Annotated in this window: 29 protein-coding genes; 26 read left to right on the forward strand and 3 right to left on the reverse strand. The window is 63.3% G+C overall.

What is annotated here, in order from left to right; genetic code table 11:
• Positions 1–153 precede the first annotated feature (153 nt).
• The 14 genes from O7B34_RS06035 (at position 154) to O7B34_RS06100 (ending at position 12,902) form a co-directional block, all read left to right on the forward strand.
• The gene (locus O7B34_RS06035; protein WP_337145302.1) at positions 154–1,194 is read left to right on the forward strand and encodes an enoyl-CoA hydratase/isomerase family protein; all 1,041 of its coding nucleotides are present in this window, start codon (positions 154–156) and stop codon (positions 1,192–1,194) included.
• Entirely contained in the window at positions 1,191–1,613 is a 423-nt protein-coding gene (locus O7B34_RS06040; RefSeq protein WP_027143571.1) for a DUF6163 family protein, read from the forward strand. Before O7B34_RS06035 ends, O7B34_RS06040 begins: the two co-directional genes overlap by 4 nt.
• Positions 1,614–1,851: 238 nt before the next feature.
• Positions 1,852–2,367 (forward strand): transcriptional regulator LdtR, encoded by a 516-nt coding sequence (gene ldtR, locus O7B34_RS06045; RefSeq protein ID WP_013896002.1) that lies wholly within the window; start codon positions 1,852–1,854, stop codon positions 2,365–2,367.
• Between the two features lie 350 nt (positions 2,368–2,717).
• Entirely contained in the window at positions 2,718–3,971 is a 1,254-nt protein-coding gene (locus tag O7B34_RS06050; protein WP_337145303.1) for a L,D-transpeptidase family protein, read from the forward strand.
• A 134-nt stretch (positions 3,972–4,105) separates the two neighbouring features.
• Entirely contained in the window at positions 4,106–5,746 is a 1,641-nt protein-coding gene (locus O7B34_RS06055) for a Na+/H+ antiporter (RefSeq protein ID WP_337145304.1), read from the forward strand.
• Between the two features lie 178 nt (positions 5,747–5,924).
• Positions 5,925–7,238 (forward strand): serine hydroxymethyltransferase, encoded by a 1,314-nt coding sequence (gene glyA, locus O7B34_RS06060; RefSeq protein WP_337107535.1) that lies wholly within the window; start codon positions 5,925–5,927, stop codon positions 7,236–7,238.
• 80 nt (positions 7,239–7,318) lie between these two features.
• Complete coding sequence (locus tag O7B34_RS06065; RefSeq protein ID WP_442920954.1) at positions 7,319–7,897, forward strand: hypothetical protein; 579 nt, start codon at positions 7,319–7,321, stop codon at positions 7,895–7,897.
• A 25-nt stretch (positions 7,898–7,922) separates the two neighbouring features.
• The gene (locus tag O7B34_RS06070; RefSeq protein ID WP_337145306.1) at positions 7,923–8,252 is read left to right on the forward strand and encodes a GlpM family protein; all 330 of its coding nucleotides are present in this window, start codon (positions 7,923–7,925) and stop codon (positions 8,250–8,252) included.
• Between the two features lie 98 nt (positions 8,253–8,350).
• Complete coding sequence (gene nrdR, locus O7B34_RS06075; RefSeq protein ID WP_015318247.1) at positions 8,351–8,830, forward strand: transcriptional regulator NrdR; 480 nt, start codon at positions 8,351–8,353, stop codon at positions 8,828–8,830.
• Between the two features lie 2 nt (positions 8,831–8,832).
• Positions 8,833–9,969, forward strand: coding sequence for a bifunctional diaminohydroxyphosphoribosylaminopyrimidine deaminase/5-amino-6-(5-phosphoribosylamino)uracil reductase RibD (gene ribD, locus O7B34_RS06080; protein ID WP_337145307.1), 1,137 nt, complete (start codon positions 8,833–8,835; stop codon positions 9,967–9,969).
• A 6-nt stretch (positions 9,970–9,975) separates the two neighbouring features.
• Positions 9,976–10,593: a riboflavin synthase gene (locus O7B34_RS06085; RefSeq protein WP_337145308.1), complete on the forward strand. Its 618-nt coding sequence runs from the start codon at positions 9,976–9,978 to the stop codon at positions 10,591–10,593.
• Positions 10,594–10,702: 109 nt separating this feature from the next.
• The gene (ribH, locus tag O7B34_RS06090) at positions 10,703–11,197 is read left to right on the forward strand and encodes a 6,7-dimethyl-8-ribityllumazine synthase (RefSeq protein ID WP_140506511.1); all 495 of its coding nucleotides are present in this window, start codon (positions 10,703–10,705) and stop codon (positions 11,195–11,197) included.
• Positions 11,194–11,694, forward strand: coding sequence for a transcription antitermination factor NusB (nusB, locus tag O7B34_RS06095; protein WP_015318243.1), 501 nt, complete (start codon positions 11,194–11,196; stop codon positions 11,692–11,694). The genes ribH and nusB overlap by 4 nt, the downstream gene beginning before the upstream one ends.
• On the forward strand, positions 11,691–12,902 hold the full coding sequence (locus O7B34_RS06100; RefSeq protein WP_337145309.1) for an MFS transporter: 1,212 nt from the start codon (positions 11,691–11,693) through the stop codon (positions 12,900–12,902). Before nusB ends, O7B34_RS06100 begins: the two co-directional genes overlap by 4 nt.
• A 14-nt stretch (positions 12,903–12,916) precedes the next feature.
• Here O7B34_RS06100 and O7B34_RS06105 read toward each other — a convergent pair whose 3' ends face one another.
• Positions 12,917–13,489 carry an NADPH-dependent FMN reductase gene (locus O7B34_RS06105; protein WP_337145310.1) on the reverse strand — a complete coding sequence of 191 codons (573 nt, stop codon included), beginning with the start codon at positions 13,487–13,489 and terminating at the stop codon, positions 12,917–12,919.
• A gap of 217 nt (positions 13,490–13,706) precedes the next feature.
• Here O7B34_RS06105 and osmF point away from each other — a divergent pair, with 217 nt between their 5' ends.
• The 5 genes from osmF (at position 13,707) to O7B34_RS06130 (ending at position 19,888) form a co-directional block, all read left to right on the forward strand.
• Positions 13,707–14,618 carry a glycine betaine ABC transporter substrate-binding protein OsmF gene (gene osmF / locus O7B34_RS06110; protein WP_442920945.1) on the forward strand — a complete coding sequence of 304 codons (912 nt, stop codon included), beginning with the start codon at positions 13,707–13,709 and terminating at the stop codon, positions 14,616–14,618.
• Between the two features lie 43 nt (positions 14,619–14,661).
• A complete protein-coding gene (locus O7B34_RS06115) occupies positions 14,662–15,825 on the forward strand; it encodes an ABC transporter permease (protein WP_337145311.1) in 1,164 nt (387 codons plus the stop codon).
• The gene (locus O7B34_RS06120) at positions 15,822–16,760 is read left to right on the forward strand and encodes an ABC transporter ATP-binding protein (RefSeq protein ID WP_337145312.1); all 939 of its coding nucleotides are present in this window, start codon (positions 15,822–15,824) and stop codon (positions 16,758–16,760) included. The genes O7B34_RS06115 and O7B34_RS06120 overlap by 4 nt, the downstream gene beginning before the upstream one ends.
• Positions 16,757–17,506, forward strand: coding sequence for an ABC transporter permease (locus tag O7B34_RS06125; protein WP_337145313.1), 750 nt, complete (start codon positions 16,757–16,759; stop codon positions 17,504–17,506). The genes O7B34_RS06120 and O7B34_RS06125 overlap by 4 nt, the downstream gene beginning before the upstream one ends.
• A 240-nt stretch (positions 17,507–17,746) precedes the next feature.
• A complete protein-coding gene (locus O7B34_RS06130) occupies positions 17,747–19,888 on the forward strand; it encodes a sodium-translocating pyrophosphatase (protein WP_337145314.1) in 2,142 nt (713 codons plus the stop codon).
• Positions 19,889–20,113: 225 nt separating this feature from the next.
• On the opposite strand, the gene O7B34_RS06135 is transcribed toward O7B34_RS06130, so the two are convergent.
• Positions 20,114–20,626: an outer membrane protein assembly factor BamE gene (locus O7B34_RS06135; protein WP_027143588.1), complete on the reverse strand. Its 513-nt coding sequence runs from the start codon at positions 20,624–20,626 to the stop codon at positions 20,114–20,116.
• Between the two features lie 114 nt (positions 20,627–20,740).
• On the opposite strand from O7B34_RS06135, the gene O7B34_RS06140 reads away from it, so the two are divergent.
• From O7B34_RS06140 to O7B34_RS06170, 7 genes are all read left to right on the forward strand, one after another.
• Positions 20,741–21,283 carry a ubiquinol-cytochrome C chaperone family protein gene (locus O7B34_RS06140; RefSeq protein ID WP_140715198.1) on the forward strand — a complete coding sequence of 181 codons (543 nt, stop codon included), beginning with the start codon at positions 20,741–20,743 and terminating at the stop codon, positions 21,281–21,283.
• Positions 21,284–21,286: 3 nt separating this feature from the next.
• Complete coding sequence (locus O7B34_RS06145; protein WP_337107543.1) at positions 21,287–21,835, forward strand: YceD family protein; 549 nt, start codon at positions 21,287–21,289, stop codon at positions 21,833–21,835.
• 113 nt (positions 21,836–21,948) lie between these two features.
• A complete protein-coding gene (plsX, locus tag O7B34_RS06150; RefSeq protein WP_027143591.1) occupies positions 21,949–23,019 on the forward strand; it encodes a phosphate acyltransferase PlsX in 1,071 nt (356 codons plus the stop codon).
• 9 nt (positions 23,020–23,028) lie between these two features.
• Entirely contained in the window at positions 23,029–24,000 is a 972-nt protein-coding gene (locus tag O7B34_RS06155; protein WP_337145315.1) for a beta-ketoacyl-ACP synthase III, read from the forward strand.
• A gap of 101 nt (positions 24,001–24,101) precedes the next feature.
• Complete coding sequence (locus O7B34_RS06160; protein ID WP_010915609.1) at positions 24,102–24,425, forward strand: integration host factor subunit alpha; 324 nt, start codon at positions 24,102–24,104, stop codon at positions 24,423–24,425.
• A 214-nt stretch (positions 24,426–24,639) separates the two neighbouring features.
• On the forward strand, positions 24,640–25,179 hold the full coding sequence (locus O7B34_RS06165) for a MerR family transcriptional regulator (RefSeq protein WP_027143593.1): 540 nt from the start codon (positions 24,640–24,642) through the stop codon (positions 25,177–25,179).
• A 95-nt stretch (positions 25,180–25,274) separates the two neighbouring features.
• Positions 25,275–25,580, forward strand: coding sequence for a hypothetical protein (locus O7B34_RS06170; protein ID WP_337145316.1), 306 nt, complete (start codon positions 25,275–25,277; stop codon positions 25,578–25,580).
• A 185-nt stretch (positions 25,581–25,765) separates the two neighbouring features.
• Here the strand turns inward: O7B34_RS06170 and O7B34_RS06175 are convergent, their stop codons facing one another.
• Positions 25,766–25,960 carry a hypothetical protein gene (locus O7B34_RS06175; RefSeq protein ID WP_337145317.1) on the reverse strand — a complete coding sequence of 65 codons (195 nt, stop codon included), beginning with the start codon at positions 25,958–25,960 and terminating at the stop codon, positions 25,766–25,768.
• Positions 25,961–26,144 lie beyond the last annotated feature (184 nt).

Below are 26,144 nucleotides of genomic sequence, written 5' to 3' on the forward strand. Positions count from 1 at the left end.
ATCCGGCTCTTGGCCTGTCGTAATGGCCGCCAACATCTAGCATCGGCCGCCACTTGCCGCCAAGGCCGCGGCGGACAGACTGCTGCCATTGACGCACCCATGCTCCGCCTTTAGCACTTCAGTCCCGCAGGCGCGGGGAAGGATTCTCTGGCGATGGATTTTGGTGGAGGCGACGAAATTCGCTTCGAAAGGTTGGGCAGGGCCGGCGTCGTCACCCTGACGCGGCCGCAGGCGCTCAATGCCGTCACCCATGGCATGGTCAAGGCGCTGGGCGAGGCCCTGCGTTCCTGGGAGCGGGACGACGGCGTGGATGTCGTCGTCGTCAAGGCCGAGGGCAGGGCGTTTTCGGCCGGAGGCGATATCCTGCACATCTACGAAGCCGGTCGGGCCGGAAAACCGCCGGTCGAGTTCTTCGCCGACGAGTATCGGCTCAACGCCTACATCGCCCGTTTCAAGAAACCCTATGTGGCGCTCATCGACGGCATCGTCATGGGCGGTGGGGTCGGCATTTCCTTCCACGGTTCGCACCGGGTGATGACTGAGAATGCCCAGTTCGCCATGCCGGAGGTCGGCATCGGCTTTTTCCCCGATGTCGGCGCCAGCCATCTGCTGCCCGATCTTGGCGGTTCCTTCGGCATGTACCTGGCGCTGACCGGCAACCGCATCCGCTATGGCGATGCGCTGTGGTCGGGGCTGGCCACCCACACCATCAAGGCTGAGGACCAGCCGAGCTTCCTCGACCGGCTGGCACTGACGGGCGATCCGGAATCGGTGCTGCGCGGGTTCTTTGTTCCGGCCAAGCGGGAGACCGACAGGCCCATCCTGGAGGCGATCTCCCGCCATTTCGCCCAACCTTCGCTGCCGGACCTCATCGACAGCCTGGATCGCGCGGGCAAGGACGAATTCGCGGCCAGGACGCTGGCGACGATCCGCATGCGCTCGCCGACCAGCCTTCGCGTCGCCTGGCGCCAGATCAGCACCGGGCTGACATTGTCGATGGACGACTGCATGAGGATGGAGTTCCGCATCCTGAACCGCATGCTGGCCGGCCACGATTTCTACGAGGGCATCCGCGCCGCCATCATCGACAAGGGCTCCAAGCCGCAATGGCGGCCGGCAAAGATCGATGCCGTCAGCGAGGCGAATGTCGAGGCCTATTTCGCTCCGCTCGGCGATCGGGAGCTTGGGCTGTGAGCGAAGTGACATCGAGACGCGTCGTCCTGCAGCCCTCGACGGTCGAGGTGATCTTCGCCTGGTTCCAGCGCGTCATCGCGGGCTACTGCCTGATGTTCGGCATCCTGTACTGGATCAAGCTGATCGGATTCTATCCGGGCTCGCTGTGGCGCTTCGACCTTATGCCGGTGCATTGGCAGGTCGCGGCGGTGATGCTCGCCGTGTTCTTTCCCTTCGCCGCGGCCGGGTTGTGGATGCTGGCGTCCTGGGGTCCGGTGATCTGGTTCATATGCGCGGTCACCGAGACCGTCATGTATGCCGGCTTTCCCGAGCTTTTCGGCCATCGTCTCCTGATCATCGTCTCGCATGCCTGCGTAGCGCTGCTCTACATCGTCTTTCGCGTCGTCATCTACCTGCAAAAACGCCCGGCACGACACTAAGCCATTGTACGTGTTGACGACCTGGCGATCGCTCGAATCCGCCCCGGCGATCATTGCCTAAATCTTTAGGTTAATCATCCTTGCCCGGGTGACCGTTCGTTAAGCGTCTTCCGAAACCTCTTACCGGTAAGCTCTTGTTAGCCCTAGCGTTTAAGTCGAATTTTATGAGTATTCGATAGTGTCGCGATCAAGGTGAAAAACAAAAAATCACCAGGGCGACAAACGAGAGGCAAAGACAATGATCAATTCGCGTCCGGCGGCCAAGACCGCCAACGTTTCCGACGATCGCCGCGAGGCTATCCGTTCCCTGTACATGGAATCGCTGCAGCTGGTCGAGCGTCTGCACCGCCGTCTGCTTGATGTGATCAAGGACGAATTCGACCGCAACGGCCGTTCCGACATCAATGCCATCCAGGCGCTGCTGCTCTTCAACATCGGCAATTCCGAACTGACCGCCGGCGAGCTGCGTTCGCGTGGCTACTATCTCGGTTCGAACGTCTCCTACAATCTGAAGAAGCTGGTCGATCTCGGCTTCATCAACCACCAGCGCTCACGCATCGACCGCCGTTCGGTCCGCGTCTCGCTGACGCCGAAAGGCAATGAAGTGGCTGATGTGGTCGCCGGTCTCTATGAACGCCATGTCGGTTCGATCGAACAGGTCGGCGGCATCAACACCGACGAGTTCAAGCAGATGAACCGCGCCCTGCAGCGGCTCGACCGCTTCTGGAACGACACCATCGCCTACCGGATGTAAGACCATCCAGGAAACGGAGCCGCGCCGCAGAAGCGTGGCCATGACAGCGACCTCCAGTCAGGGCCGGTGCCGAAAAGCACCGGTCTTTTCTTTCTTGCGTCCGGCCAAAGCAAATTACGGGCCAAGGCCACGTTGCCGCCATATTCCAGTGGAACCGAGAGTGGCAGTGATGCTGTGGTGAGGACCATGCGTCCACCCGCAACCGCATCGCGCCTCTTGCTTTTGTCGCCAATATGATACGGACCATGGTTGGCTAATTGTTAAGATCGCCGATTTTAGAGTGCGGGCGAGATCGCGCGATGATCGACGCAGCAAAGTGATCGAACGCTACAAGAATGTCTGGAACGTCCATGAGAACCAGCCGCCGCTTTTTCCTTTCCGGAGCCTCCGCGCTCGCCGCCGCCCTGGTGGCCGGCCGTGCCAGTGCGCAGGATGTGATCGGGGATATCCTGAAATCCTCGGCCCGCGGCAATTGGGATGATCAGTTCGATGCCCGCGCCAGCGAAGGCGGCAAGGTGGCCTCGACGCTGCCGATCTTCAGCCCGCAGACCGTCGCCTTCACCGAGCAGGCGGTCGCGCAATATCAGAACATCGTCGGGCAGGGCGGCTGGACGGACGTTCCCGCGACCAAGAAACTGCAACTCGGCGTCGATGACCCGGACGTGGTGCCGTTGCGCAAGCGCCTGATGATGGCGGGCGACCTGTCGCAGAGCGCCGGCATTTCGACGGCTTTCGATTCCTATGTCGACTCGGCGGTCAAGCGCTTTCAGTTGCGCCATGGCCTGCCGGCTGACGGCTCGATGGGCAAGTATACCTACGCAGCGATGAACGTTTCGGCGCAAATCCGGCTCGGCCAGCTGCAGACCAATCTGCAGCGGCTGAAAGAGAAGGCCGGCACGCTGGGCAGCCGCTATGTGCTGGTCGATATTCCTGCCGCACAGATCGAAGCGGTCGAGAACGACCGCGTCGTGCTTCGCCACACCGCGATCGTCGGCAAGATCGATCGCCAGACGCCGATCGTCAATTCCAAGATCAACGAGATCATCGTCAATCCGTACTGGAACGCACCGGTCTCGATCGTGCGTAAGGACATCATTCCGCTGATGCGGAAGGATCCCGATTATCTCAAAAACAGCCATATCCGCCTGTTCGCGCCCGATGGCAGCGAAGTCGATCCGATGAATGTGGACTGGTCGACCGACGATGCCGCCAAGTACCGTTTCCGTCAGGATCCCGGTTCGGAAAACGCCATGGCGTCGGTCAAGATCAATTTCCCGAGCCCGGACGGCGTCTACATGCACGACACGCCGCAGCAGAGCCTGTTCGGCAAGATGATGCGCTTCGATTCCTCGGGCTGCGTGCGCGTCCAGAACGTGCGCGATCTCGTCACCTGGATCCTGCGCGACACGCCCGGCTGGGATCGCCAGCATTTCGAGGCGGCTATCAAGACCGGCCAGAACACGCCGATCCAGGTCACCAACCCGGTGCCGGTGCATTTCCTCTATCTCTCGGCGTGGTCGACAGGAACCGGCGTCGTCCAGTTCCGCGACGACGTCTACGCGCTCGACGGCGCCAGCGAGCTGCAGATCACGTCTTCGCTATAACGAACTGATATTTTTGAAAAAAAGCCGCTCTCAGGGCGGCTTTTTTATTGCGGACGCCGCCATTTCCAGCCGTTCGACCGGCTGGACGAAGCTCCGGCTATTGCGCATGGTCGGCAGACAGCCGGAATCGTGCCATGGACGTCGCCATCTTCATTCTCGTCGTGCTTGTCTTCGTGGCGCTGTCCGGCGCGCTCGTCCGGCTGGTTCGGGTGCCGTTGCCGGTGCTGCAGATCGCCATCGGCGCGGCTCTGGCCTGGCCTGCCAGGGGCCTGCATGTCGAGATCGATCCCGAACTTTTCCTGCTGGTGTTCATCCCGCCGCTTCTGTTCGGTGACGCCTTCGCGGCGCCCAAGCGCGAACTCGTCGCCTTGCGCGGACCCATACTCGATCTCGCCATCGGTCTGGTCTTCTTCACCATTGTCGGCTTCGGCTATGCCTTGCACTGGCTGGTGCCGAGCATTCCGCTCGTCGTCGCTTTCGCGCTGGCCGCCGTGCTGTCGCCGACCGACGCCGTGGCGGTGTCCTCGATCGTCGACAGGAATGTGGTTCCCGCCCGGCTGATGCACATATTGGAGGGCGAGTCGTTGCTCAACGACGCGTCGGGTCTCGTCATGTTCCGCTTCGCGGTGGCGGCGGCATTGACAGGCAGCTTCTCTTTGGCGGGAGCCTCGCTCAGCTTCCTCTACGCCGTCGCCGCTGGCATCCTGGCCGGTATCGCGGCCCTGTTCATCGCCGCCAAGGCGCTGCAACTGCTCAGCCGCATCGGCGGCGTGCCGTCCGAGGCGCAGGTTCTCGTGATGATCCTGCTGCCTTTCGTCGCCTATCTCGGCGCCGAGCATATCGGAGCCTCGGGCATCCTGGCGGCGGTCACCGCCGGCCTGCTGACCGGGGTCAGCGGCATGTACCGTTTCCTCGGCGTGTCGGCGCGCATGCAGATTCTGTCGCTCTGGGCGACGCTCACTTTCGTCTTCAATGGCGCTCTGTTCATTCTGCTCGGCCTGCAGCTTCCCGACATCATCCGCAAGGTCCCGCCGGAATTGTCCAGCCGGCATTGGCTGATCGAGCCGGTGGCGACGGTGCTGATCCTGACGCTCTGCCTGATCGGGCTGCGCTTCCTGTGGATCTGGGTCGGGGACATCGCCCAGGCGATCGCGGCGCGTGTGGGCAAGCGCAAGGCCGAGCCGTTCGGATTTCGCGTCCGGCTCGCCGGCTCCGTGGCCGGCGTGCGCGGCGCCATCACATTGGCGGGCATCCTGTCATTGCCGCTGGCTTTGCAGGATGGCTCGCCCTTTCCGGCACGCGATGTCGTGATCTTCCTCGCCGCCGGCGTCATCATCTGCTCGCTGGTCATTGCCAGCTTTGCCTTGCCCAGGATCGCGCGGGGACTGGTCGAGCCAGGCGAGAATCCGGCCGCCGCGGAGGAGCGCCGGGCGCGCGTCGGCGCCGCCAGTGCGGCGATCGCCAGGATCGAGAGCATCGCCAACGAGGCAGGCGAGGGCGAGGCGGTCGAGGCCCGGCTGGCCGTCGCCGACAGCATCGTGGCCGGCTACCGGCGGCGCATAGCGGCTTCCGACGAAGCCGACGAGGCCCGCGCCGAGGCCCGTGAAGCCGGCAGGCTGGAGCTCGAACTCAGGGCGGCGGGCATCGAAGCCGAGCGATCCGCGCTACGCGACATGTTCCGCAGCCAAGAGATCAATGATCACACGATGCGCGCCCTGTTTTCCGAAATCACATTGACCGAGGCCTTGCTGAAGCAGCGGCGGGACAGGAAATAGCGGTCCGTCCCGATCCTTTGCCGCAAACCGGCCAGCAAATTTCGCGCCGCAAACGTGGCGAGCCCAAAACAACTGTGTTAATGGCCGGCGAACGCAATGCATGTCGCCCAGAACCGCCCAGTGGTTTGCGACGACTGCATCCACGAATTTGCCCTTCCAACCCCGGGGAACTCAGGCCATGGCAACAGCAGCGGCGGCGTCCAACAAATTCGAATCCTTTTTCGAAACCACTTTGGAAGATGCCGATCCGGAGATCTTCGGCGCCATCCGCAACGAACTCGGTCGCCAACGCCACGAGATCGAGCTGATCGCTTCGGAGAACATCGTCTCTCGCGCCGTGCTCGAGGCGCAGGGGTCGATCATGACCAATAAATATGCCGAGGGCTATCCGGGCAAGCGCTACTATGGCGGCTGTCAGTTCGTCGACGTGGCTGAGGAACTGGCCATCGAGCGCGCGAAAAAGCTGTTCGGCTGCAACTTCGCCAACGTCCAGCCCAATTCCGGCAGCCAGATGAACCAGGCGGTGTTCCTGGCGCTGCTGCAGCCCGGCGACACCTTCATGGGCCTCGACCTCAATTCCGGCGGCCACCTCACCCACGGCTCGCCGGTCAACATGAGCGGCAAATGGTTCAAGGTCGTCTCCTATGGCGTGCGCAAGGACGACCATCTGCTGGACATGGACGCCATCGAGAGGACCGCGCACGAGACCAAGCCGAAGCTGATCCTGGCCGGCGGCACCGCCTATTCGCGCATCTGGGACTGGAAGCGTTTTCGCGAGATCGCGGATGCGGTCGGCGCCTATCTGATGGTCGACATGGCGCACATTGCTGGCCTCGTTGCCGGCGGCGTGCATCCCTCGCCCTTGCCGCACGCACATGTGGTGACGACCACCACGCACAAATCGCTGCGCGGCCCGCGCGGCGGCATGATCCTGTGCAATGACGAGGATATCGCCAAGAAGATGAACTCGGCGGTGTTCCCCGGCCTGCAGGGCGGTCCGCTGATGCATGTCATTGCCGCCAAGGCGGTGGCCTTCGGCGAAGCGCTGAAGCCGAGCTTCAAGGTCTATGCCGAAAGCGTCGCCGCCAACGCCAAGGCGCTGGCCTCCAGCCTCAAGGAAACGGGCCTCGACATCGTCTCCGGCGGCACTGACAACCACCTGATGCTGGTCGACCTCAGGCCCAAGAACGCCACCGGCAAACGCGCCGAAGCGGCCCTTGGCCGCGCCAACATCACCTGCAACAAGAACGGCATCCCCTTCGATCCGGAAAAGCCCTTCGTCACTTCGGGCGTGCGGCTGGGCACGCCGGCCGGCACCACGCGCGGCTTCGGCCAGGCCGAATTCCGTGAGATCGGCAAGCTGATCGCCGAGGTGCTGGATGGGCTCAAGGTCGCCAATTCCGACGAAGGCAATGCCGCGGTCGAGGCGGCGGTCAAGGCCAAGGTCGTTGCATTGACCGATCGATTCCCGCTCTATCCCTATCTCGGTTGACCGGGCGCGACGCGTCATCTTTTATCCACCGGCGGTGCGTTACCCCTGATCGGGTGATGCATGGAACTGGAGAATTGATGATGCGCGATTTTTGTCTTGCCTCACTTGGCACCTTCGTTTGGCTGGCTGCTTGCGGGTCCGTTTTGGCACAGACGCAGCCCGCTCCGGACATGCCCGCCACCAGCAGTTTCGGCCGATGGACGACCATGGTCGATACGCTCGACACCGGCCAGGATGCGCACAAGACCTGCGCGGCCTCCACGGCGTTCTACGACGCGGGTGGCAATTCGGGCACGCTGACATTGTCGATCTCGACCGGCGACGCGCTGCCGCCAGATGCTTACCCGGCCGTCATGATCACCATCGACAACCGGACCCTGCCGGCCGACAAGAAGATCGCGGCCATCTTCGGCGATCCGGGCGTCAAGGTTTCCGCGACGGTTTACTCCAACGATGCCGTCAACGGCCGTCCCAGCTGGACGATCGACAACCAGGCCAAGACAAGTCTGGCCTTGCTGCGGGCCATGCGAAAAGTCACATCGCTCGACGTCACCTTCGGCAAGCAGGCCGTCGCCAGCATTCCGATGGACGGTTTCACAAAGGCCTATCGCAATCTCGGCACGTCTTGCGGCTTCCCAACCAAGGATGTTGCGCCTTAACGGCTTGGCTGGAGCAAGGGGGGCCATGGACATTCTCTGGAAAGGCGTGGTCGGCGGGCTGGTGACGGCCCTGATCGTCTGGGCGTCCAAGCGGGGCAATGTCTCGCCCGGGATCCTGCCGCTGGCGCCGACCTTTGCCGTCATCGCGTTGCTCGCTGTCGGCGCCAAGGGCGATCCAGGCGGATTCCGCGATGCCTGCCTTGCCGGAATGAAGACGATTCCGGCCTATCTCGCCTTCCTCGGCGCCTGCTGGCTGTTCATCGACAAGGTCGACTATCGCCTGGTTGTTGCCGGCGGCATCGCAGTCTGGCTGCTTGCCGCGCTGGCAATCTTCCTCGCGCCTCGCTATCTCTGAGGCGCGGCAGGCCGTCGAAGAAACGGAACTGCTTCAATCCGGGCCGGAAAGGCTCTAAGCCTTTTCACCTCACCAGATTCGCGAACCCAAGGCTCTCCATGCGCTGTCCCTATTGCCAGTCCGAAGATACGCAGGTGAAGGATTCGCGCCCCGCCGAGGATGGCGCGGCGATCCGCCGGCGGCGTGTCTGCCCCGATTGCGGCGGCCGTTTCACCACGTTCGAACGCGTGCAGTTGCGCGACCTCGTCGTGGTCAAGAAATCAGGGCGAAAAGTGCCGTTCGACCGCGACAAGCTGTTGCGCTCGGTCGAGATCGCGGTGCGCAAGCGCAACGTCGACCCCGAACGCATCGACCGCGCCGTGACCGGCATCGTCCGCCAGCTCGAAAGCTCCGGCGAAACGGAAGTGGCTTCCGGCGAGGTCGGCCGGCTGGTCATGGATGCGCTGAAGTCGCTCGACGATGTCGCCTATGTGCGCTTCGCCTCGGTCTATCGCAATTTCCGCGAGGCCAAGGATTTCCACGAGCTGCTCGGCGAGCTGAAGGGGGACGAGGAAAAGAGCGAAGAGGACGCCGGCTGAGCATGGCAGCACCGCAACGCAGCGAGGCCGGGCAAGCGGCCCTTGACCGCCGTTTCATGGCCGCTGCCTTGCGGCTGTCGCGCAAGAACGCCGGTCGCACCTCGACCAATCCATCCGTCGGCACCATCATCGTGCGTGACGACGGCTCAGGCCCGATGATCGTGGGTACCGGCGTCACCGCGATTGGGGGCCGGCCGCACGCCGAGACCGAGGCGCTGGCGGAGGCCGGCGAACTCGCGCGGGGCGCCACCGCCTATGTCACGCTCGAGCCTTGCGCCCATCACGGCCGCACGCCGCCTTGCGCCAACGCGCTGGTCAACGCCGGCATCGCGCGTGTCGTGGGCGCTGCCAGCGATCCGGATCCGCGGGTCTCCGGCAAGGGCTATGCCATCCTGCGTGACGCCGGTGTCGAAGTGGTGGAAAAGGTCTTGGCCACCGAAGCTGCCGAACAGATGGCGGGTTATTTGATTCGCTCCCTGAGAAAACGCCCGGAAGTTATCCTGAAGCTTGCGCTTTCCAGCGACGGCAAGATCGGCATGGAAGGCGCCGGCCAGGTCGCGATAACAGGCGACATGGCGCGCCGCGAAGTCTACCTGATGCGCGCCGAGGCGGACGCCATCCTGGTTGGCATCGGCACGGCGCTGGAAGATGATCCGGCGCTGACGGTGCGTTTGCCCGGACTGGAGAACCGTTCACCCGCACGCATCGTGCTCGACCGCCAGGCCAGGCTGCCGGAGGGCTCGAAGCTGGTGTCCGGCGTAGATCGCGTGCCGCTTTATGTCGCGGCTTGCCTGGAGGCCGATCCGCATCGCCGGGCGGCACTCGAGCGCGCCGGCGTGCGCTTCATCGGCACGGAAACGCACGAGGGCGGCGTCGCATTACCCGAACTGCTCGAGGATCTGGCGGCGCTCGGCATGGCAAGCGTGCTGGTCGAGGGCGGTGCCAAGGTGGCGAGCGCTTTCCTAGCCGACGGGCTGGTCGACCGCATCGTGCTGTTCCAGGGACCGGAAGCGATCGGCGAAGACGGCATTACATCGCCTGTCGATGCCGACCATATCCCGGCAGGTTTTCGCAAGCTGCGCGAGATGCGGTTCGGCGAAGACGGTTACGCCGAATGGATCAGGGATTTTCAGGGATAGCGATCGATGTTTACCGGGATTGTCACCGATATCGGCACCGTGGCCGCCGTCAAGCCGCTGCGGGAAGGGGTGGGGCTGCGCATCGACACCGCCTATGATCCCGCAACCATCGCCATTGGCGCCTCGATCTCCTGCGGCGGCGTTTGCCTGACGGTCACGGCGTTGCCCGACAGCGGCTCGAATGCGCGCTGGTTCGAGGTCGAGGCCTGGGAGGAGGCGCTCAGGCTGACGACGGCGGCGGGTTGGAAATCAGGTACCAGGATCAATCTGGAGCGGGCGCTGAAGATCGGCGACGAGCTCGGTGGCCACATCGTTTCGGGTCATGTCGACGGCACCGCCGAGATCGTGGAGCGCAGGGATGAGGGCGATGCGGTGCGCTTCACGCTGGAAGCGCCGCGCGATCTGGCGAAATTCATCGCGCCGAAAGGCTCCGTCGCGCTCGACGGCACCTCGCTCACCGTCAACAGCGTCGCGGGCACCCGCTTCGACGTGCTGTTGATCCATCATTCGCTGACCGTCACTACCTGGGGCGAGCGCAAGGCCGGCGACCGCGTCAATCTCGAGATCGACACCATGGCGCGCTACGCGGCGCGGCTGGCGGAGGCGGCGAAAGAGGGGCTTTGATAGCCTGCGGAACAGGCCGGCCCACGGCGATCCGATACGCCTGCAGACAATCTTCCGCTTGCGATCAAACCGGCTTCGGCCTAAGTCACCGGCGACCCCGGAGACATTTATGGCTGGCACATCCCAACACGGCAAGGCGTTCATTCGTCCCAAGACGAAGGCGCACCTTCTTGTTATCGAGGCGCGCTTTCACGACGACCTTGCCGACGCGCTGCTCGACGGCGCGACAAGCGCGCTCGATGAAGCGGGCGCGACTTACGACGTCGTCACTGTTCCCGGTTCGCTCGAAATTCCCGCGGTGATCACCTTCGCGCTCGACGGCATGGCCGAAGGCGGGACCGGCTATGACGGTTTTGTCGCGCTCGGCACCATTATCCGTGGCGATACCTATCATTTCGACATCGTCGCCAATGAATCCAGCCGTGCGCTCATGGACCTGTCCGTGCAGGACTCGGTCTGCATCGGCAACGGCATCCTGACCACCGAGAACGATGCACAGGCGTGGACGCGGGCCAAACGCTCGGAAGGCGATAAGGGCGGCTTTGCCGCGCGTGCGGCGCTGACCATGATCGCGCTGAAGGAACAATTGGGAGCGCGATCGTGAGCGAACCCGCTTCGCCAGGACAGCCCGCGGTGCGCCACGCCAACAAGCGCGGTGCTGCCCGTCTGGCCGCCGTGCAGGCGCTCTACCAGATGGATGTCGCCGGCAGCGGCGTGTTCGAGATCACCGCCGAGTACGAGGCGTTCCGCCTCGGCAAGGAAGTCGACGGCGCGCTCTATCGCGAGGCGGACGCGCAATGGTTTCGCGCTATCCTGACAGGCGTCGTAGAGAACCAGAAGACCATCGATCCAATCATCCGCCAGGCGCTGACCGACGACTGGCCGCTGTCGCGCCTCGATTCCACACTGCGCGCCATTCTGCGCGCGGGCGTCTATGAGCTGATGAAGCGCGAGGACGTGCCTGTCGCGGTCATCGTCACCGAATATGTCGATATCGCCAAGGCCTTCTACGAGGAGGACGAGCCGAAGCTGGTCAACGCCGTGCTCGACCGTGTGTCACGCCGTGTGCGTGGCGAGGGCCGCGGCAAGGACGCATCATGACAGCCATTGCCGTCGAGGCGGGCAAGGAGGCGCGGCGCACCGCGTTGATCCTCGCCGCCTCGCAGGCGATCATCGGTTCGGCCGCCCCCATCGCCATTTCCATGGGCGCGCTGGCCGGGCAATATCTGCTCGGCGCCGACAAATCCCTGGCGACGGCGCCGATCACCGGCTTCAATCTCGGCGTGGCGCTCGGCGCCTTGCCCGCGGCGGCCATCATCCGATGGCTCGGCCAGCGGGGCGGCTTCATGACCGGAACCGTCGTCACCGCACTCGGCGGGCTGGTCGCCACCCTGGCATTGTTCCACGGCAGCTTCTGGCTGTTCGCGTTCGCGCTGCTCGTCATCGGCGTCGGGGGCGCCTTCGTTCAGCAGTTCCGTTTTGCCGCGGCCGACAACGCACCGCCGGCGTTCAAGGCGCGCGCCATCTCCTTCGTGCTCGCCGGTGGCATCATCACCGCCATTCTCGGGCCGCAGATCGTCATCTTCACCCGCGAATTGTTCGCGCCTGTCATGTTTGCCGGTTCTTTCGCCTCGATCCTGCCGCTGGCGGCGGTTGGCGCCATCATCCTTTCGTTCCTGCGCTTGCCGGCGAGGGCCCTGAGCAAGGTGGACGTTGCCGACGGCGATGCCAGACCCCTTTCCGAAATCGTCACAAAGCCGCGTTTCGTCGCGGCGCTCTTCTGCGCCGTCGGCAGTTACGCGCTGATGAGTTTCGTCATGACCGGCGCGCCGCTCGCCATGGTCGGCTGCGGCCTGTCCGAGGACGATGCGACGCTGGGCATCTCCTGGCATGTCATGGCAATGTTCGGGCCAAGCTTCTTCACCGGCTCGCTGATCCATCGCTTCGGCGCCGAGCGCATTGTCGCCACTGGCCTGCTGTTGCTGACCGGCTGTGCCGTCGTTGCCTTGTCGGGCCTGGCGCTGTGGCAATTCTGGACGGCGCTGGTCCTGCTCGGCCTCGGCTGGAATTTCAGCTTCATCGGCGCCACCGCCATGGTGGCGGCCAGCTACCACCCGTCCGAAAAGGGCAAGGTGCAGGGCTTCCACGACTTCGTCCTGTTCGGCTCCGTCGCCTGCGCGTCGCTGATGTCGGGCATGGTCTACAACGCATGGGGCTGGACGATGCTCAACTGGATGATCTTTCCGGTCGCCGCACTTTGCTTCGTGGCACTCGGCGCGCTGAAGATAACGAGCTTGCGGCCGGCCTGACGCCAATTTGAAAGTTATGCGTCCGGCGGCAGGACCTGAAGCACCCGCGCTATGAACATATGGAACTCAGCCATATAATTGCGCAGGAAGTCTTCGGTGGACTCAACCGTCACCTCGCCCTCATCCGTGATCAGCCCCGGCGTGAACTGGATATAGGCTTCGGGCGCATTCATCTGCGGCGAGTTGCAGAAACTCAGAACGCTGCGCAGGCTTTGTTGGGCGACGGCGGTCGCGATGGCGCCCGGCGATGTTCCGATGACGGCGGATGGTTTGCGCGCGAATGAATTCCTGCCGTAGGGGCGACTGGCCCAGTCGATTGCGTTCTTCAGTCCGCCGGGGATCGAGCGGTTGTACTCCGGGGTGACGAACAGCACGGCCTGGACGGAGGCGATCGCCTTTTTGAAGGCCTGGGCGGCCGGTGGGAAATTGGCGTCATAGTCGTAACTGTAGAGCGGCAGATCCTTGAAGCCGATTTCCGTCATTTCGAGCTCGGGAGGGGCAAGTTGAACGAGCGCCTTCGCGAGCTTGCGGTTGATGGATTCCCGGGCAAGGCTGCCGATGAGATAACCGACCTTGTGTATGGCCATGACACGCTCTCGGTGTTTGCCGCCCACCCCTCGCGGCATTATTCACCCGATGGCGGCTGATCGCCAGCCCGCCGTTGCCGCCCGCCGAAATCGGCGCGTCTGGAACAAAAATATTGCGCTGATCCCCCTTCTTATGAAACCGTATGCCCCGACTGGCCGTTGAAGCCATGCTCATATGCGCCCACCGCATTCCGGTTCACAGCAAGGGGTTTTCACAATGTTTTCAGTCAAGGTTCTGGCCAGCGCCGCGATGGCGCTCGTCATCACGGCGGCTTCCGCGAGCGCTCAGGTCGTCGTCTCCTCGAAGATCGACACCGAGGGTGGCGTGCTCGGCAACATTATCCAGCTCGTCCTCAACGCCAACAACATCAAGACCACGGATCGCATCCAGCTCGGCGGCACGCCGGTGGTGCGCAAGGCGATCACCGCCGGCGAGATCGACATCTATCCCGAATACACCGGCAATGCCGCCTTCTTCTTCGAGAAGGCCGATGATCCCGCGTGGAAGGATGCCGCCAAGGCTTATGAGACGGCCAAGGAGCTCGACTACGACGCCAACAAGATCGTCTGGCTGTCACCGGCGCCGGCCAACAACACCTGGGCGATCGCCCTGCGCAAGGAAGTGACTGACGAGAACAAGCTCGTCACGCTGTCGGACTTCGGCAAATACGTCTCCGGCGGCGGCAAGGTGGTGCTGGCGGCCTCCGCCGAGTTCGTCAATTCGGCGGCAGCCCTTCCGGCCTTCCAGACCACCTATGGCTTCACGCTGAAGCCTGACCAGCTGATCACCCTCTCGGGTGGCGACACGGCAGCGACCATCGTGGCGGCCGCCAGCCAGACCAGCGGCGCCAATGCCGCCATGGTCTACGGCACCGATGGCGGCATCGCGCCATCGGGCCTCGTCGTGTTGACTGACGACAAGGGCGTGCAGCCGGTCTACCAGCCGGCGCCGATCATCCGCGAATCCGTGCTGAAGGAGCACCCGGAGATCGAGACGCTGCTGAAGCCGGTGTTCGCCAAGCTCGATCTCGTCACGCTGCAGGAGCTCAATGGACGCGTGCAGGTTGGTGGCGAGCCGGTCAAGGGCGTCGCCGAGGACTTTTTGAAGAAGAACGGGTTTTTGAAATAGCTACGCGTCGATAAGTGACGTCAGTGCAAGGCAGACGCGCGTCATGACCATCCGCTTCGACAAACTCGGCGTGGTCATCGCCGCGCTCGCTGCTTACGCCGCGTTTCTCGCACCATTCGCCACTTTCCGCGCCAACCGCATCGTTCCCGGTCAGGCGCGCTCGATTCTCGAAGCTCTGCCGGCAACGACCGGTCCGCTGCTTTTGGCGATCCTCGTGCTGGCCGCCCTTGTCGCCCTGTTCAGGACGCCGCTCATCTTGCGCCTTGCAGCCAGCGTCGTGGCGCTTGCCGCGCTGACGCTGCTCATCGGTGTCGCCGGCACATTCCTCACTCCGGCCGGCAATACCTTTGCCCGGGTCTCGCCGGCCTCCGGCTTCTGGATTCTCATCTTCGTCTTCACGCTTTTGCTCGCCGACGTGCTGACCAGGCTCAACCTGTCGCCCTGGTCGCGCGTCGGCGTGCTTGTCGTTGCGGCGCTGGCCATCGGCTTGCTGCTGATTTCGGGACGCTGGGACAGCCTCTCGATCCTCAAGGAGTATTCCAACCGCGCCGACAGCTTTTGGGCCGAAGGCTCCAAACATGTGACCCTGGCGCTCGGCTCATTGCTTGCCGCCGTGATCGTCGGCCTGCCGCTCGGCATCCTGTGCCATCGTGTCGAAAGCCTGCGGGCCGGCGTCCTCAACGTCTTGAACATCATCCAGACCATTCCTTCGATCGCGCTGTTCGGCCTGCTGATCGCGCCGCTTGGCTGGGTCGCAACTCATGTGCCGGGAGCAGCCGCGCTCGGTATCAGGGGCATCGGGACGGCACCCGCCTTCGTCGCGCTGTTTCTCTATTCGCTGCTGCCAGTGGTGGCCAACACCGTGGTCGGCCTTGCCGGCGTGCCGCGTGCCGCCAACGACGCGGCGCGGGGCATGGGCATGACCGATCGCCAGCGCCTGTTCGGTGTCGAGTTTCCGCTGGCTTTTCCGGTGATCCTGACGGGCATCCGCATTGTCCTGGTGCAGAACATCGGCCTTGCCACCATCGCCGCGCTGATCGGCGGCGGCGGTTTTGGCGTGTTCGTGTTCCAGGGCGTCGGCCAGACCGCGATGGACCTGGTGCTGCTCGGCGCGGTGCCGACCGTGGCGCTCGCCTTCGCCGCCGCCATCATCCTCGACGCGGTAATCGAAATGACCGCCACCAAGCGCAGGGTTGAAACGGCATGATCGAGATCGAAGGCATCACCAAGCGCTATGACGCGACGACGGTCGTCGACAACGTCTCGATGGTCATCGAGCCGCGCACGGTTTGCGTCATTGTCGGGACCTCGGGCTCCGGCAAGACGACGCTGCTGCGCATGATCAACCGGCTGGTCGAGCCGACATCAGGTATCATCAAGCTCGACGGCGCCGACAATCGATCCGCGCCCGGTTACGAACTGCGGCGCAGCATCGGCTATGCAATCCAGGGCCACGGCCTGTTTCCGCATCGCACCGTGGCGCAGAACATCGCCACCGTGCCGGTGCTGCTTGGCTGGGACAAGGACCGCATCAAGGCCCGCGTCGATGAACTGATGACGCTCTACCAGCTCGACCCCCGGGAATTCGGGCCGCGCTATCCGCACGAACTGTCCGGCGGCCAGCAGCAGCGCGTCGGCGTGGCCCGCGCGCTTGCCGCCGAGCCCAACGTGCTTTTGATGGATGAGCCGTTCGGCGCGCTCGACCCGATCATCCGCACCAAGGCGCAGGAGGATTTGCTGGCGATCCAGAAGCGCTTCGGCACCACCATCATCCTCGTTACCCATGACATGGAAGAGGCCGTGCATATGGGCGACAGGATCGCGGTCATGGATGCCGGCAAGCTCGTGCAATATGCAGGGCCGGCGGAGATCCTGGCGAAGCCGGCCAACGCTTTTGTCGAGACGCTGGTCGGCGCCAGCGAAAGGCCATTCAGGCTGCTGTCGCTGGGCCGGGTGCGCGATGCGGTGGAGCAGGGCGCCGCCGAAGGCGAGGCGATCCCCGGCGACGCCAGCCAGCGTGACGCGCTCGCGGAACTTCTCTGGTCCGGCAGGCCGGCGCTGCCGGTCAAGGGCACCGACGGCAAGCCGATCGGCCGCGTCACCGTGGATGGCCTGGTCAAGCGGGCGGCGAGGCCGTCATGAAAGCCTGGCTGCCTCTGCTGCTCAGGCTTGCGCTTGTGGTGTTGCTTGTTGCCTTCATCACCAGCCCGGGTTGGTTCGAGCCGTTGCTGAAGCCGCTGACCGAAAACAACGCTCCCGTCATCTACAATCAAGGCAGCCTGCTGACGCTGACGCTGCTGCATCTGCGCACCGTGTTGATCGCGACCGTCGCGGCCACGATCGTCGCTGTGGCGCTCGCCATCCTGGTCACCCGGCCCGCCGGCGCCGAATTCCTGCCGCTGTCGCGCAGCCTGGTCAATATCGGCCAGACCTTTCCGCCGGTGGCGGTGCTGGCGCTCGCCGTCCCGGCGGTGGGCTTCGGCGAGAAGCCGACGCTGATCGCGCTGTTTCTCTATGGTCTGCTGCCGATCTTCGAGAACGCGCTCACCGGACTGACGACCTTGCCGGCCAATGTCGTCGAGGCTGCGCGCGGCGCCGGCATGACCGGCTGGCAAAGGCTCACCAAGGTCGAACTGCCGCTCAGCGCACCGATCATCCTTGGCGGTATCAGGCTGTCGGTGGTGATCAGCCTGGCCACGGCCACCATCGGCTCGACGGTGGCGGCCAGGACGCTCGGCGAGGTGATCATCGCCGGCTTGCTGTCGAACAATCTGGCCTTCATCCTGCAGGGCGGTCTGATCGTGGCGGCACTTGCGGTGCTGATCTACGACGGACTGTCGGCGGTCGAGCGTTACGCGGCACGGCGCATGGGCAGAGTGGCGGACTGACCCGTGCCCCGATGGTCGGGACGATTTCAATCGATCTAACCGCCGAGAGATCGCGACGGACACTCGCCAGCATCGACTTTTGGGCGAAAGCCGGGCAAAAATCGAACCATATCTTGACGTTCGCAGCCCTGTTTCGCATACACCGATGCGAAGAGGGGGATTCCATGCACGGGATTCCGTCTTTGTCTCAACGGCCCAGGGAGGGGTTCTTTTGGGCCAACAATCGAGGAAAACCCGGCAATGACCATAATTTCCGCCGTCATCGCCTGCGGCTTGCTTTCTGTCCTTTACGCCATATGGGCGACACGTTCGGTCCTTGCGGCCGATCAGGGCAATGCACGCATGCAGGAAATTTCCGCCGCCATTCGCGAAGGCGCGCAAGCCTATCTGGCACGCCAGTACACCACCATCGCCATCGTCGGCGTCGTCGTGCTCCTGCTCGCTTGGTGGCTGCTGTCGATCACCGCCGCCATCGGTTTCCTGATCGGTGCCGTTCTGTCGGGCGCCGCCGGCTTCATCGGCATGCATGTTTCGGTACGGGCCAATGTGCGTACCGCGCAAGCGGCTTCCAACAGCCTTGCCGCCGGTCTCGACATCGCCTTCAAGTCGGGCGCCATCACCGGCATGCTGGTTGCGGGCCTGGCCCTGCTTGGCGTTTCGATCTACTACCTCATCCTCACCCATTTCCTCGGCCTTCAGCCCAATGACCGCATCGTCATCGACTCGCTGGTCTCGCTCGGCTTCGGCGCTTCGCTGATCTCGATCTTCGCCCGTCTCGGCGGCGGCATTTTCACCAAGGGCGCCGATGTCGGCGGCGATCTGGTCGGCAAGGTCGAAGCCGGTATTCCGGAGGATGATCCGCGCAACCCGGCCACCATTGCCGACAATGTCGGCGACAATGTCGGCGACTGCGCCGGCATGGCCGCCGACCTGTTCGAGACCTACGCGGTGACGGTCGTCGCCACCATGGTTCTCGCCGCCATCTTCTTTGGCGGCACCGCTGTCCTCGGTGCGGCGATGCTGTATCCGCTCGCCATCTGCGGCGCCTGCATCCTGACCTCGATCGTCGGCACCTTCTTCGTCAAGCTCGGCTCCAACGGCTCGATCATGGGCGCGCTGTACAAGGGCCTGATCGTGACCGGCCTGCTTTCGGTCGTTGGCCTCGGCGTCGCCACCTCGGCCACGCTCGGCTGGGGCGAGGTCGGCACCGTTGCCGGCATGACCATCACCGGCAAGAACCTGTTCATCTGCGGCCTCATCGGCCTTGTGGTGACCGGGTTGATCGTGGTGATCACCGAATACTATACCGGCACCAACAAGCGCCCGGTCAACTCGATCGCCCAGGCATCGGTGACCGGCCACGGCACCAACGTCATCCAGGGGCTGGCAGTGTCGCTGGAATCGACGGCGCTTCCTGCAATCGTCATCGTCGGCGGCATCATCGCCACCTACCAGCTCGGCGGCTTGTTCGGCACGGCGATCGCCGTCACCACCATGCTCGGCCTCGCCGGCATGATCGTGGCACTCGACGCCTTCGGCCCGGTCACCGACAATGCCGGCGGCATTGCCGAGATGGCCGGCCTGCCCAAGGAAGTGCGTCACTCCACCGACGCGCTCGACGCGGTCGGCAACACCACCAAGGCGGTGACCAAGGGCTACGCCATCGGTTCGGCCGGTCTCGGCGCGCTGGTGCTGTTCGCGGCCTATTCGAACGACCTGAAGTTCTTTGCCGCCAATGGCGACAAATATCCCTACTTCCAGGGCATGGGCGAAATCTCGTTCGATCTCTCCAACCCTTACGTCGTCGCCGGCCTGATCTTCGGCGGCCTCATTCCCTACCTGTTCGGCGGTATCGCCATGACGGCGGTCGGCCGGGCGGCGGGCGCCATCGTCGAGGAGGTGCGCAAGCAGTTCCGCGAGGATCCAGGCATCATGGCCGGCACCTCGAAGCCGAACTACGCGCGTGCGGTCGATCTCCTGACCAAGGCGGCGATCCGGGAGATGATCATCCCGTCGCTGCTGCCGGTGCTGGCGCCGCTCGTCGTCTATTTCGGCGTGCTGTTGATCTCGGGCTCGAAGGCGTCCGCCTTCGCCGCGCTCGGCGCCTCGCTCCTCGGCGTCATCGTCAATGGCCTGTTCGTCGCCATCTCGATGACTTCGGGCGGTGGCGCCTGGGATAACGCCAAGAAGTCGTTCGAGGACGGTTTCACCGACAAGAATGGCGTCAAGCACCTCAAGGGTTCCGAAGCGCACAAGGCTTCGGTGACCGGCGATACGGTCGGCGATCCCTACAAGGACACCGCCGGCCCTGCGGTCAACCCGGCGATCAAGATCACCAACATCGTGGCACTCTTGCTGCTGGCCGTGCTCGCGCACGGCTGAACGGCAACGATTGAATCTGAAAATCCGCGGGAGCGATCCCGCGGATTTTTCATTTGATGGGTCGCTTCGACCAGGAACGGGATTTCAGCCGCTGCTGGCGTCCGTGTCTCGCCGGCTGCCAAACAAAAACCCGTGGGATCGCTCCCACGGGTTTTCGGTCGCCTGAGACATTTCTGTTCCCCAAAAGTCAGGGAAGCAGGATCTAGGGAAGCAGGTATCCAAGGATCAGGGGGTGCCGCCGGGAATGCTGGGCGCCAGCTTGCTGGCGCCGTTGATGATCTGGCTGAGGAAGTTCTGGTCCTTGCCGCCGGTCGGCGTGGTGCGCGAAATAAAGTCGAAAATCTTGCCGTCCTTCAAGCCGTATTTGGCGATCTGGGTGACGCGGCTGTCCGGGCCGAAATAGACCGCCAGCACCTTCTGGTCGACCAGCCTCGGCTTGTCGAAGGCGACGTAGCGCTTGCGCGTCTGCGAGATATAGTAAAACGCCTCATTGTCGAAAGTAGCCGTGGTCGACGGCGTGCCGAGCGCCAGAAGCACCTGCTCGCGGCTGGAACCGACCGGCACAGAATCGATCGCCTGCTGATCGAGGACGTAGCCTTGCGTGAACGTCTCGCTCGGACTGAGGTCGCCGATCATCTTATTGGTGTGGCATGCAGACAGCGCCGCTACGATAGCCAGCAGCGAGATCGCACCGGCAGGCCTGGAAGTGAAAGTCGACTTGAAATTCAGCGCGCGCAACAACAATTCTCCATTCCATCGCCGCAACTTGCGCTGGGCCGCAAAACCGGTAAACCAGCTTGCTTGCCGATGCAACAAGGCCAATTCAACAAACGGTCCCCGGAGACCATCCCCATGTTCCAGCGCCTTTTTGGCCGCGAACGCCACGCCAACCGCACCATCACCGACGCGCTCTACGCACAAATCGTGGCGGCGGCGCGGCAGACTGTTTTTTATTCCCACTGGAATGTGCCTGACACACCGCTTGGCCGTTTCGAGATGCTTTCGCTGCACATGTTCCTGGTCCAGCACCGCTTGCGCGGCGAGGACGGCGTGGCGCAGGAGATCGCGCAGGTGCTGATCGACGAGTTCTTCCTCGACGTCGATCATTCGCTGCGGGAACTGGGCATTGGCGACGTCGGCGTGCCAAAACGCATGAAGAAACTGGCGAAGATGTTCTATGGCCGCACCGCCGCTTATGATGATGCGCTGGAACGAAACGATCATGATAGTCTGACCGCGGCACTTACCCGTAATGTCCGTCCCGACGCCGGCGCTTGGCCGGAAGCGTCGCGTTTGGCCGGGTATGTCGCCGACGCCAGCCGGCAGCTGAGTGCGCAGCCGACCGAATCGATCGTTGGCGGCACTGTGGCATTTCCAGGGGCCAACGGAGGCTAATCGATGAAACACGCGGATATGCAGAGTCCGGTATCCTTTTTCGCCAATGTCGCCCGGCTGCCGCAAAAGGGGCTGCCCGTGGTGATCGGGGCCGACCCCGCACAGCGCGCGGCACTCGCCGAGGCGCACGGGCTGCTGTCGGTCGAAGCCTATCGCGCCGAACTGCTCGTTACGTCGTGGAAGCGCAATGGTGTTAAGGTCAGCGGCCGTGTCGAGGCAGACATCACCCAGGCCTGCATCGTCACGCTCGACCCCGTCCAGGCGCATATCGACGAGCCGGTCGAGGCACTGCTCTTGCCTGAGGACTCCAAGCTCGGACGGCAGGGATTCGAAAGCGCCGGCGAGATTCTGCTCGACGCCGACGGGCCCGACAGTCCCGAGACATTTTCAGGCGACACCATCGATGTCGGGGCGCTTGCCGAACAGTTCTTCGGATTGGCGATCGACCCCTATCCGCGCAAGCCCGGCGCCTCGCTTGGTGCCGGTGACGACACCGGATCGGCCGAGAATGAATTTCAGCAAAAACTGCGATCCTTGCTGGGAAAATCCTGAAAACCTCGCCCGCGACGGAAAAGTCGGTTGTGCGGCAGCCTAAAACCGCTATTTTCGCCGAACCTTTGCGACCGCTAAAACGACTTGCCGCCTAACCGTGAGATGAATACCGCGTGATCAGGATTTCCATCGATGCCATGGGCGGCGATCACGGACCAACCGTGGTCATTCCAGCGCTCATGACGGTCGCGACCCGCCGTCCCGACATCCGCTTCGTCATCTATGGACGTGAGGAACTGGTGCGCCCGGAACTCGCCAAGTTTCCCAAATTGGCCGAGGTCAGCGAGTTCTTCCACTGCGAGATAGCGGTCAGGATGGACGACAAACCGAGCCAGGCGCTGCGCCATGGCCGCTGGAAATCGTCGATGTGGAAAGCGGTCGAGGCCGTCAAGTCGGGCGCCGCGGATGCATGCATCTCCGCCGGCAACACCGGCGCGCTGATGGCGATGTCGAAATTCTGCCTGCGCACCATGGCCACCATCGAACGTCCGGCGATTGCGGCATTGTGGCCGACATTGCGTGGCGAGAGCGTGGTTCTGGACGTGGGCGCCACCATTGGCGCCGATGCGCACCAGCTCATCGATTTTGCCATTCTCGGCACCGGCATGGCGCGTTCCGTATTCGGCGTCGCCCGGCCCACGGTCGGCCTGCTCAATGTCGGCGTGGAAGAGATCAAGGGCCAGGAAGAGGTCAAGGAAGCGGGGCGCATGTTGCGCGAAGCCAACATGGCCTCGATGAACTACCACGGCTTTGTCGAAGGCGACGACATCGGCAAGGGCACGGTCGACGTCGTGGTGACGGAAGGCTTCGCCGGCAACATCGCGCTGAAGACGGCGGAAGGCACCGCGCGCCAGATAGGTGGCTATCTGCGCGCCGCGATGAGCCGCACCCTGATGGCCAAGATCGGCTATGTCTTCGCCAAGGGCGCCTTCGACCGCCTGCGCGAAAAGATGGATGTCGGCCGCTCGAATGGCGGCGTGTTCCTGGGGCTGAACGGCATCGTCGTCAAAAGCCATGGCGGCGCCGATTCGGACGGTTTCGCCGCGGCGATTGAACTCGGCTACGACATGGTGCGCAACAATCTGCTTGACCGCATCGAGGCCGACCTCGATCTGTTTCATGCGCGCAACCCGCATGCCCTGACGTCTAGGAAATCCGACGTCGTTACCGACGCAAAGGAATAGGAAAGAATTTTGATCAGATCAGTTGTGCGCGGCACGGGCGCCGCGCTGCCCCGCCGCATCATGAAGAATGCCGATTTTGAAGGCATGGTCGAGACGTCCGACGAGTGGATCGCCCAGCGCACCGGCATCCGCCAGCGCCATATCGCGGCTGACGACGAGACGACGGCTTCCCTGGGCGAGGCCGCGGCGCGCGCCGCGCTTGCCGATGCCGGATTGACCCCGGCCGATATCGATCTGATCGTGCTGGCGACCTCGACGCCGAACAACACGTTCCCCGCCACCGCCGTCGATATCCAGAACCGGCTCGGCATGCAGCACGGTTTTGCCTTCGACATGCAGGCGGTATGCTCAGGCTTCGTCTATGCGGTGACGACAGCCGACCTCTATATTCGCGGCGGCTTGGCAAAGCGCGTGCTGGTGATCGGCTCGGAAACCTTTTCGCGCATCCTCGACTGGAGCGATCGCTCGACCTGTGTGCTGTTTGGCGACGGCGCCGGTGCGGTCGTTCTGGAGGCGGGCGAGGGGGTCGGCTCGATCGCCGACCGGGGCGTCCTGGCGGCCAGCCTGCGTTCCGACGGCGCGCACAAGGAGAAGCTTTTCGTCGACGGCGGGCCGTCGACGACTGGAACGGTCGGCCATCTGCGCATGGAAGGCCGCGAGGTCTTCAAGCACGCGGTCGGCATGATCACCGATGTGATTGAGACGACCTTCTCGGCCGCTGGTATCACCGCCGACGATCTTGACTGGTTCGTGCCCCACCAAGCCAATAAACGGATTATTGACGCTTCAGCAAAAAAGCTTGGGATAGCCGAGCAAAAGGTGGTGGTCACCGTCGATTTGCACGGTAACACCTCGGCTGCTTCCGTACCGCTGGCGCTGTCGGTGGCCGTCGCCGACGGACGCATCAAGAAGGGTGACCTGGTGCTCCTGGAGGCGATGGGCGGCGGCTTCACCTGGGGCGCCGTTCTGGTTCGCTGGTAAGTGGAGAACGGTCCGGTTTCGGTCCTTGACCTTGCCGGATCAATTACTTAGGCTCTGCCGCTGTTGTGCCGATTTTACGCTTGAACTGATGGGACGGTCGCATGGGGGGAAAAACACTTACGCGCGCCGACCTGGCCGAGGCCGTCTACCGGAAGGTCGGTTTGTCGCGCACTGAATCCGCCGAACTCGTCGAGGCGGTACTGGACGAAATATGCGAAGCGATCGTGCGCGGCGAGACGGTGAAGCTGTCGTCCTTCGCGACGTTTCATGTCCGCTCCAAGAATGAGCGCATCGGGCGCAATCCGAAGACCGGCGAGGAAGTACCGATCCTGCCGCGTCGGGTGATGACCTTCAAATCGTCCAACGTGTTGAAGAACCGCATTTTGCGTTCTCACCAGAACAGCAAGGCCAAGGGCGGTAAATAGCCTCCATTGCACGGTTGAAAAACCGACCCGCCGATGACAGCGGGCTTGAATATTGCTTCACAAACCGCTGAAATAAGGCCCGATTCGGCAGCATGGCCGGATTGGTGTTCTGGCGTATGATCGATTCCGCGCTGGCGGAACAAGCTCTTCTTCGTTGAGCGTGATCTCGTCTGAAGACCGTTCCGGGCCACGCTCCAGCGTGAGGATTTCGCCCATGGACAAGAGCCCTGACGCCTTCCGCACCATCAGCGAGGTCGCGGAAGATCTCGACCTGCCGCAGCATGTGCTGCGTTTCTGGGAGACGCGCTTCAACCAGATCAAGCCGATGAAGCGCGGCGGCGGCCGTCGCTATTACCGGCCGCAGGATGTCGAACTGATCAAGGGCATCCGCCATATGCTCTATGACCAGGGCTACACCATCAAGGGCGTGCAGAAGCTGCTGCGCGAAAACGGCAATCATTTCCTGGTCGCCATCGGCAATGGCGACATGGCCGCCGTCGAGGCGATTTCGCAACGCAAGCAGGCCGACCAGGTGCCGCTGACGCCGGCATCCCAGCCGCGCGGCGGAGATGACGAACTGGTTGGCCAGCCAAGGGTCAAGCCCAGCCGCCGCTTTTTCGGCCTGGGCAAGAGCGACGAGGAAGGTCCCGTTGCGCCGGACGCGTCGAAACTCTCGCGTGACAATCGCGCGCTGCTGCAGGAGGCGTTGTTCGACCTCCTGGAATGCAAGCGCCTGCTTGACCAGGTGCGCTGACCCCGGCGGCACCCAGTTCCTTCGACGCCTCGAAAACCGGAACCGGCGGTCGGGTGAGGCGTTACGTTTCCTTCTGCAAGACAAGGAAACGCATGATGGCATCATCATATTCGACCCTCTCGGACATCGACCTCGAAAAGCAGGTCGCGGCTCTCTCGAGGGAACTCGCCGCGTTGCGCAAGGCAGTGTCAAAGCGGGGTGGCGCTTATTATGAAGACGGCCGTGATGCTGCTCTTGATACATATTCGGATCTTGCGGAGCGCCTGCGCGATGCCATGCCGGCAATTCGCAAACAGGGCAGGGTGATCGAGAAATCGGCACGCGACCATCCGGCGGCCGCCGTCGCGGTCGGCCTTGTCGTGCTCGGCCTGGCCGCCAGCCTGCTGTTCAGCCGGCGCTGACTGCTACCCCGGCACAAGGGGAACTCGCCTATCCACGGCCGCCATTCCCTTATTGTCGCTAGCTGGACTGGCGCTGCTATCCGGCGACAGTTCGAGTACCGGTCGTCCGGGGCTTGGCATTGCTGACCAGGAGAAGACCAGCCTTGAACAAGAAACCAAGGCCGGTCTTCGCGTTGGCGCTCTGCTTAGGCCTTGTTGCCCATCTTCTTCACGTGGTGATGATGATGGTGATAGCGGTGATGGTAACGATGATGGTAGTGGTGACGATGGTGATGATGCTTTGCCATCGGGGCCGCGTCCGCGCTCGTCGCGCCGACCACCGGCACCGCGAAAGCGATTGCTGCTGCAAGCCCGAGGGCCGAGAGGAGGGACTTCTTCATTGGATCGTTTCCTTTTTTCGCAGGCAGGGATCAATCGGGCCGATATCCCGACCGCCGCGAATGGAATTACGCTCCTGAAGTTTTTCCTCGGTATTTCCCGATTGTAGAATCTTTTTTCTGAACTGTTTCCGAGGAAAACCGGCTTCCTGCTCCATAATCGCCAGGGCCGAAAGCCGGCTGTTTC

The sequence above is a fragment of the Mesorhizobium sp. Cs1299R1N3 genome, assembly GCF_037179625.1.
GTDB lineage: Bacteria > Pseudomonadota > Alphaproteobacteria > Rhizobiales > Rhizobiaceae > Mesorhizobium > Mesorhizobium salmacidum.

What these genes read in the sequence shown, in the direction of transcription:
- O7B34_RS06035 (WP_337145302.1), top strand. Translation starts at nt 154, where the DNA reads ATGGATTTTGGTGGAGGCGACGAAATTCGCTTCGAAAGGTTGGGCAGG.
- ldtR (WP_013896002.1), top strand. Translation starts at nt 1,852, where the DNA reads ATGATCAATTCGCGTCCGGCGGCCAAGACCGCCAACGTTTCCGACGAT.
- O7B34_RS06050 (WP_337145303.1), top strand. Translation starts at nt 2,718, where the DNA reads ATGAGAACCAGCCGCCGCTTTTTCCTTTCCGGAGCCTCCGCGCTCGCC.
- O7B34_RS06055 (WP_337145304.1), top strand. Translation starts at nt 4,106, where the DNA reads ATGGACGTCGCCATCTTCATTCTCGTCGTGCTTGTCTTCGTGGCGCTG.
- glyA (WP_337107535.1), top strand. Translation starts at nt 5,925, where the DNA reads ATGGCAACAGCAGCGGCGGCGTCCAACAAATTCGAATCCTTTTTCGAA.
- O7B34_RS06065 (WP_442920954.1), top strand. Translation starts at nt 7,319, where the DNA reads ATGCGCGATTTTTGTCTTGCCTCACTTGGCACCTTCGTTTGGCTGGCT.
- O7B34_RS06070 (WP_337145306.1), top strand. Translation starts at nt 7,923, where the DNA reads ATGGACATTCTCTGGAAAGGCGTGGTCGGCGGGCTGGTGACGGCCCTG.
- nrdR (WP_015318247.1), top strand. Translation starts at nt 8,351, where the DNA reads ATGCGCTGTCCCTATTGCCAGTCCGAAGATACGCAGGTGAAGGATTCG.
- ribD (WP_337145307.1), top strand. Translation starts at nt 8,833, where the DNA reads ATGGCAGCACCGCAACGCAGCGAGGCCGGGCAAGCGGCCCTTGACCGC.
- O7B34_RS06085 (WP_337145308.1), top strand. Translation starts at nt 9,976, where the DNA reads ATGTTTACCGGGATTGTCACCGATATCGGCACCGTGGCCGCCGTCAAG.
- ribH (WP_140506511.1), top strand. Translation starts at nt 10,703, where the DNA reads ATGGCTGGCACATCCCAACACGGCAAGGCGTTCATTCGTCCCAAGACG.
- O7B34_RS06100 (WP_337145309.1), top strand. Translation starts at nt 11,691, where the DNA reads ATGACAGCCATTGCCGTCGAGGCGGGCAAGGAGGCGCGGCGCACCGCG.
- O7B34_RS06105 (WP_337145310.1), bottom strand. Translation starts at nt 13,489, where the DNA reads ATGGCCATACACAAGGTCGGTTATCTCATCGGCAGCCTTGCCCGGGAA.
- osmF (WP_442920945.1), top strand. Translation starts at nt 13,707, where the DNA reads ATGTTTTCAGTCAAGGTTCTGGCCAGCGCCGCGATGGCGCTCGTCATC.
- O7B34_RS06115 (WP_337145311.1), top strand. Translation starts at nt 14,662, where the DNA reads ATGACCATCCGCTTCGACAAACTCGGCGTGGTCATCGCCGCGCTCGCT.
- O7B34_RS06120 (WP_337145312.1), top strand. Translation starts at nt 15,822, where the DNA reads ATGATCGAGATCGAAGGCATCACCAAGCGCTATGACGCGACGACGGTC.
- O7B34_RS06125 (WP_337145313.1), top strand. Translation starts at nt 16,757, where the DNA reads ATGAAAGCCTGGCTGCCTCTGCTGCTCAGGCTTGCGCTTGTGGTGTTG.
- O7B34_RS06130 (WP_337145314.1), top strand. Translation starts at nt 17,747, where the DNA reads ATGACCATAATTTCCGCCGTCATCGCCTGCGGCTTGCTTTCTGTCCTT.
- O7B34_RS06140 (WP_140715198.1), top strand. Translation starts at nt 20,741, where the DNA reads ATGTTCCAGCGCCTTTTTGGCCGCGAACGCCACGCCAACCGCACCATC.
- O7B34_RS06145 (WP_337107543.1), top strand. Translation starts at nt 21,287, where the DNA reads ATGAAACACGCGGATATGCAGAGTCCGGTATCCTTTTTCGCCAATGTC.
- O7B34_RS06160 (WP_010915609.1), top strand. Translation starts at nt 24,102, where the DNA reads ATGGGGGGAAAAACACTTACGCGCGCCGACCTGGCCGAGGCCGTCTAC.
- O7B34_RS06165 (WP_027143593.1), top strand. Translation starts at nt 24,640, where the DNA reads ATGGACAAGAGCCCTGACGCCTTCCGCACCATCAGCGAGGTCGCGGAA.
- O7B34_RS06170 (WP_337145316.1), top strand. Translation starts at nt 25,275, where the DNA reads ATGGCATCATCATATTCGACCCTCTCGGACATCGACCTCGAAAAGCAG.
- O7B34_RS06175 (WP_337145317.1), bottom strand. Translation starts at nt 25,960, where the DNA reads ATGAAGAAGTCCCTCCTCTCGGCCCTCGGGCTTGCAGCAGCAATCGCT.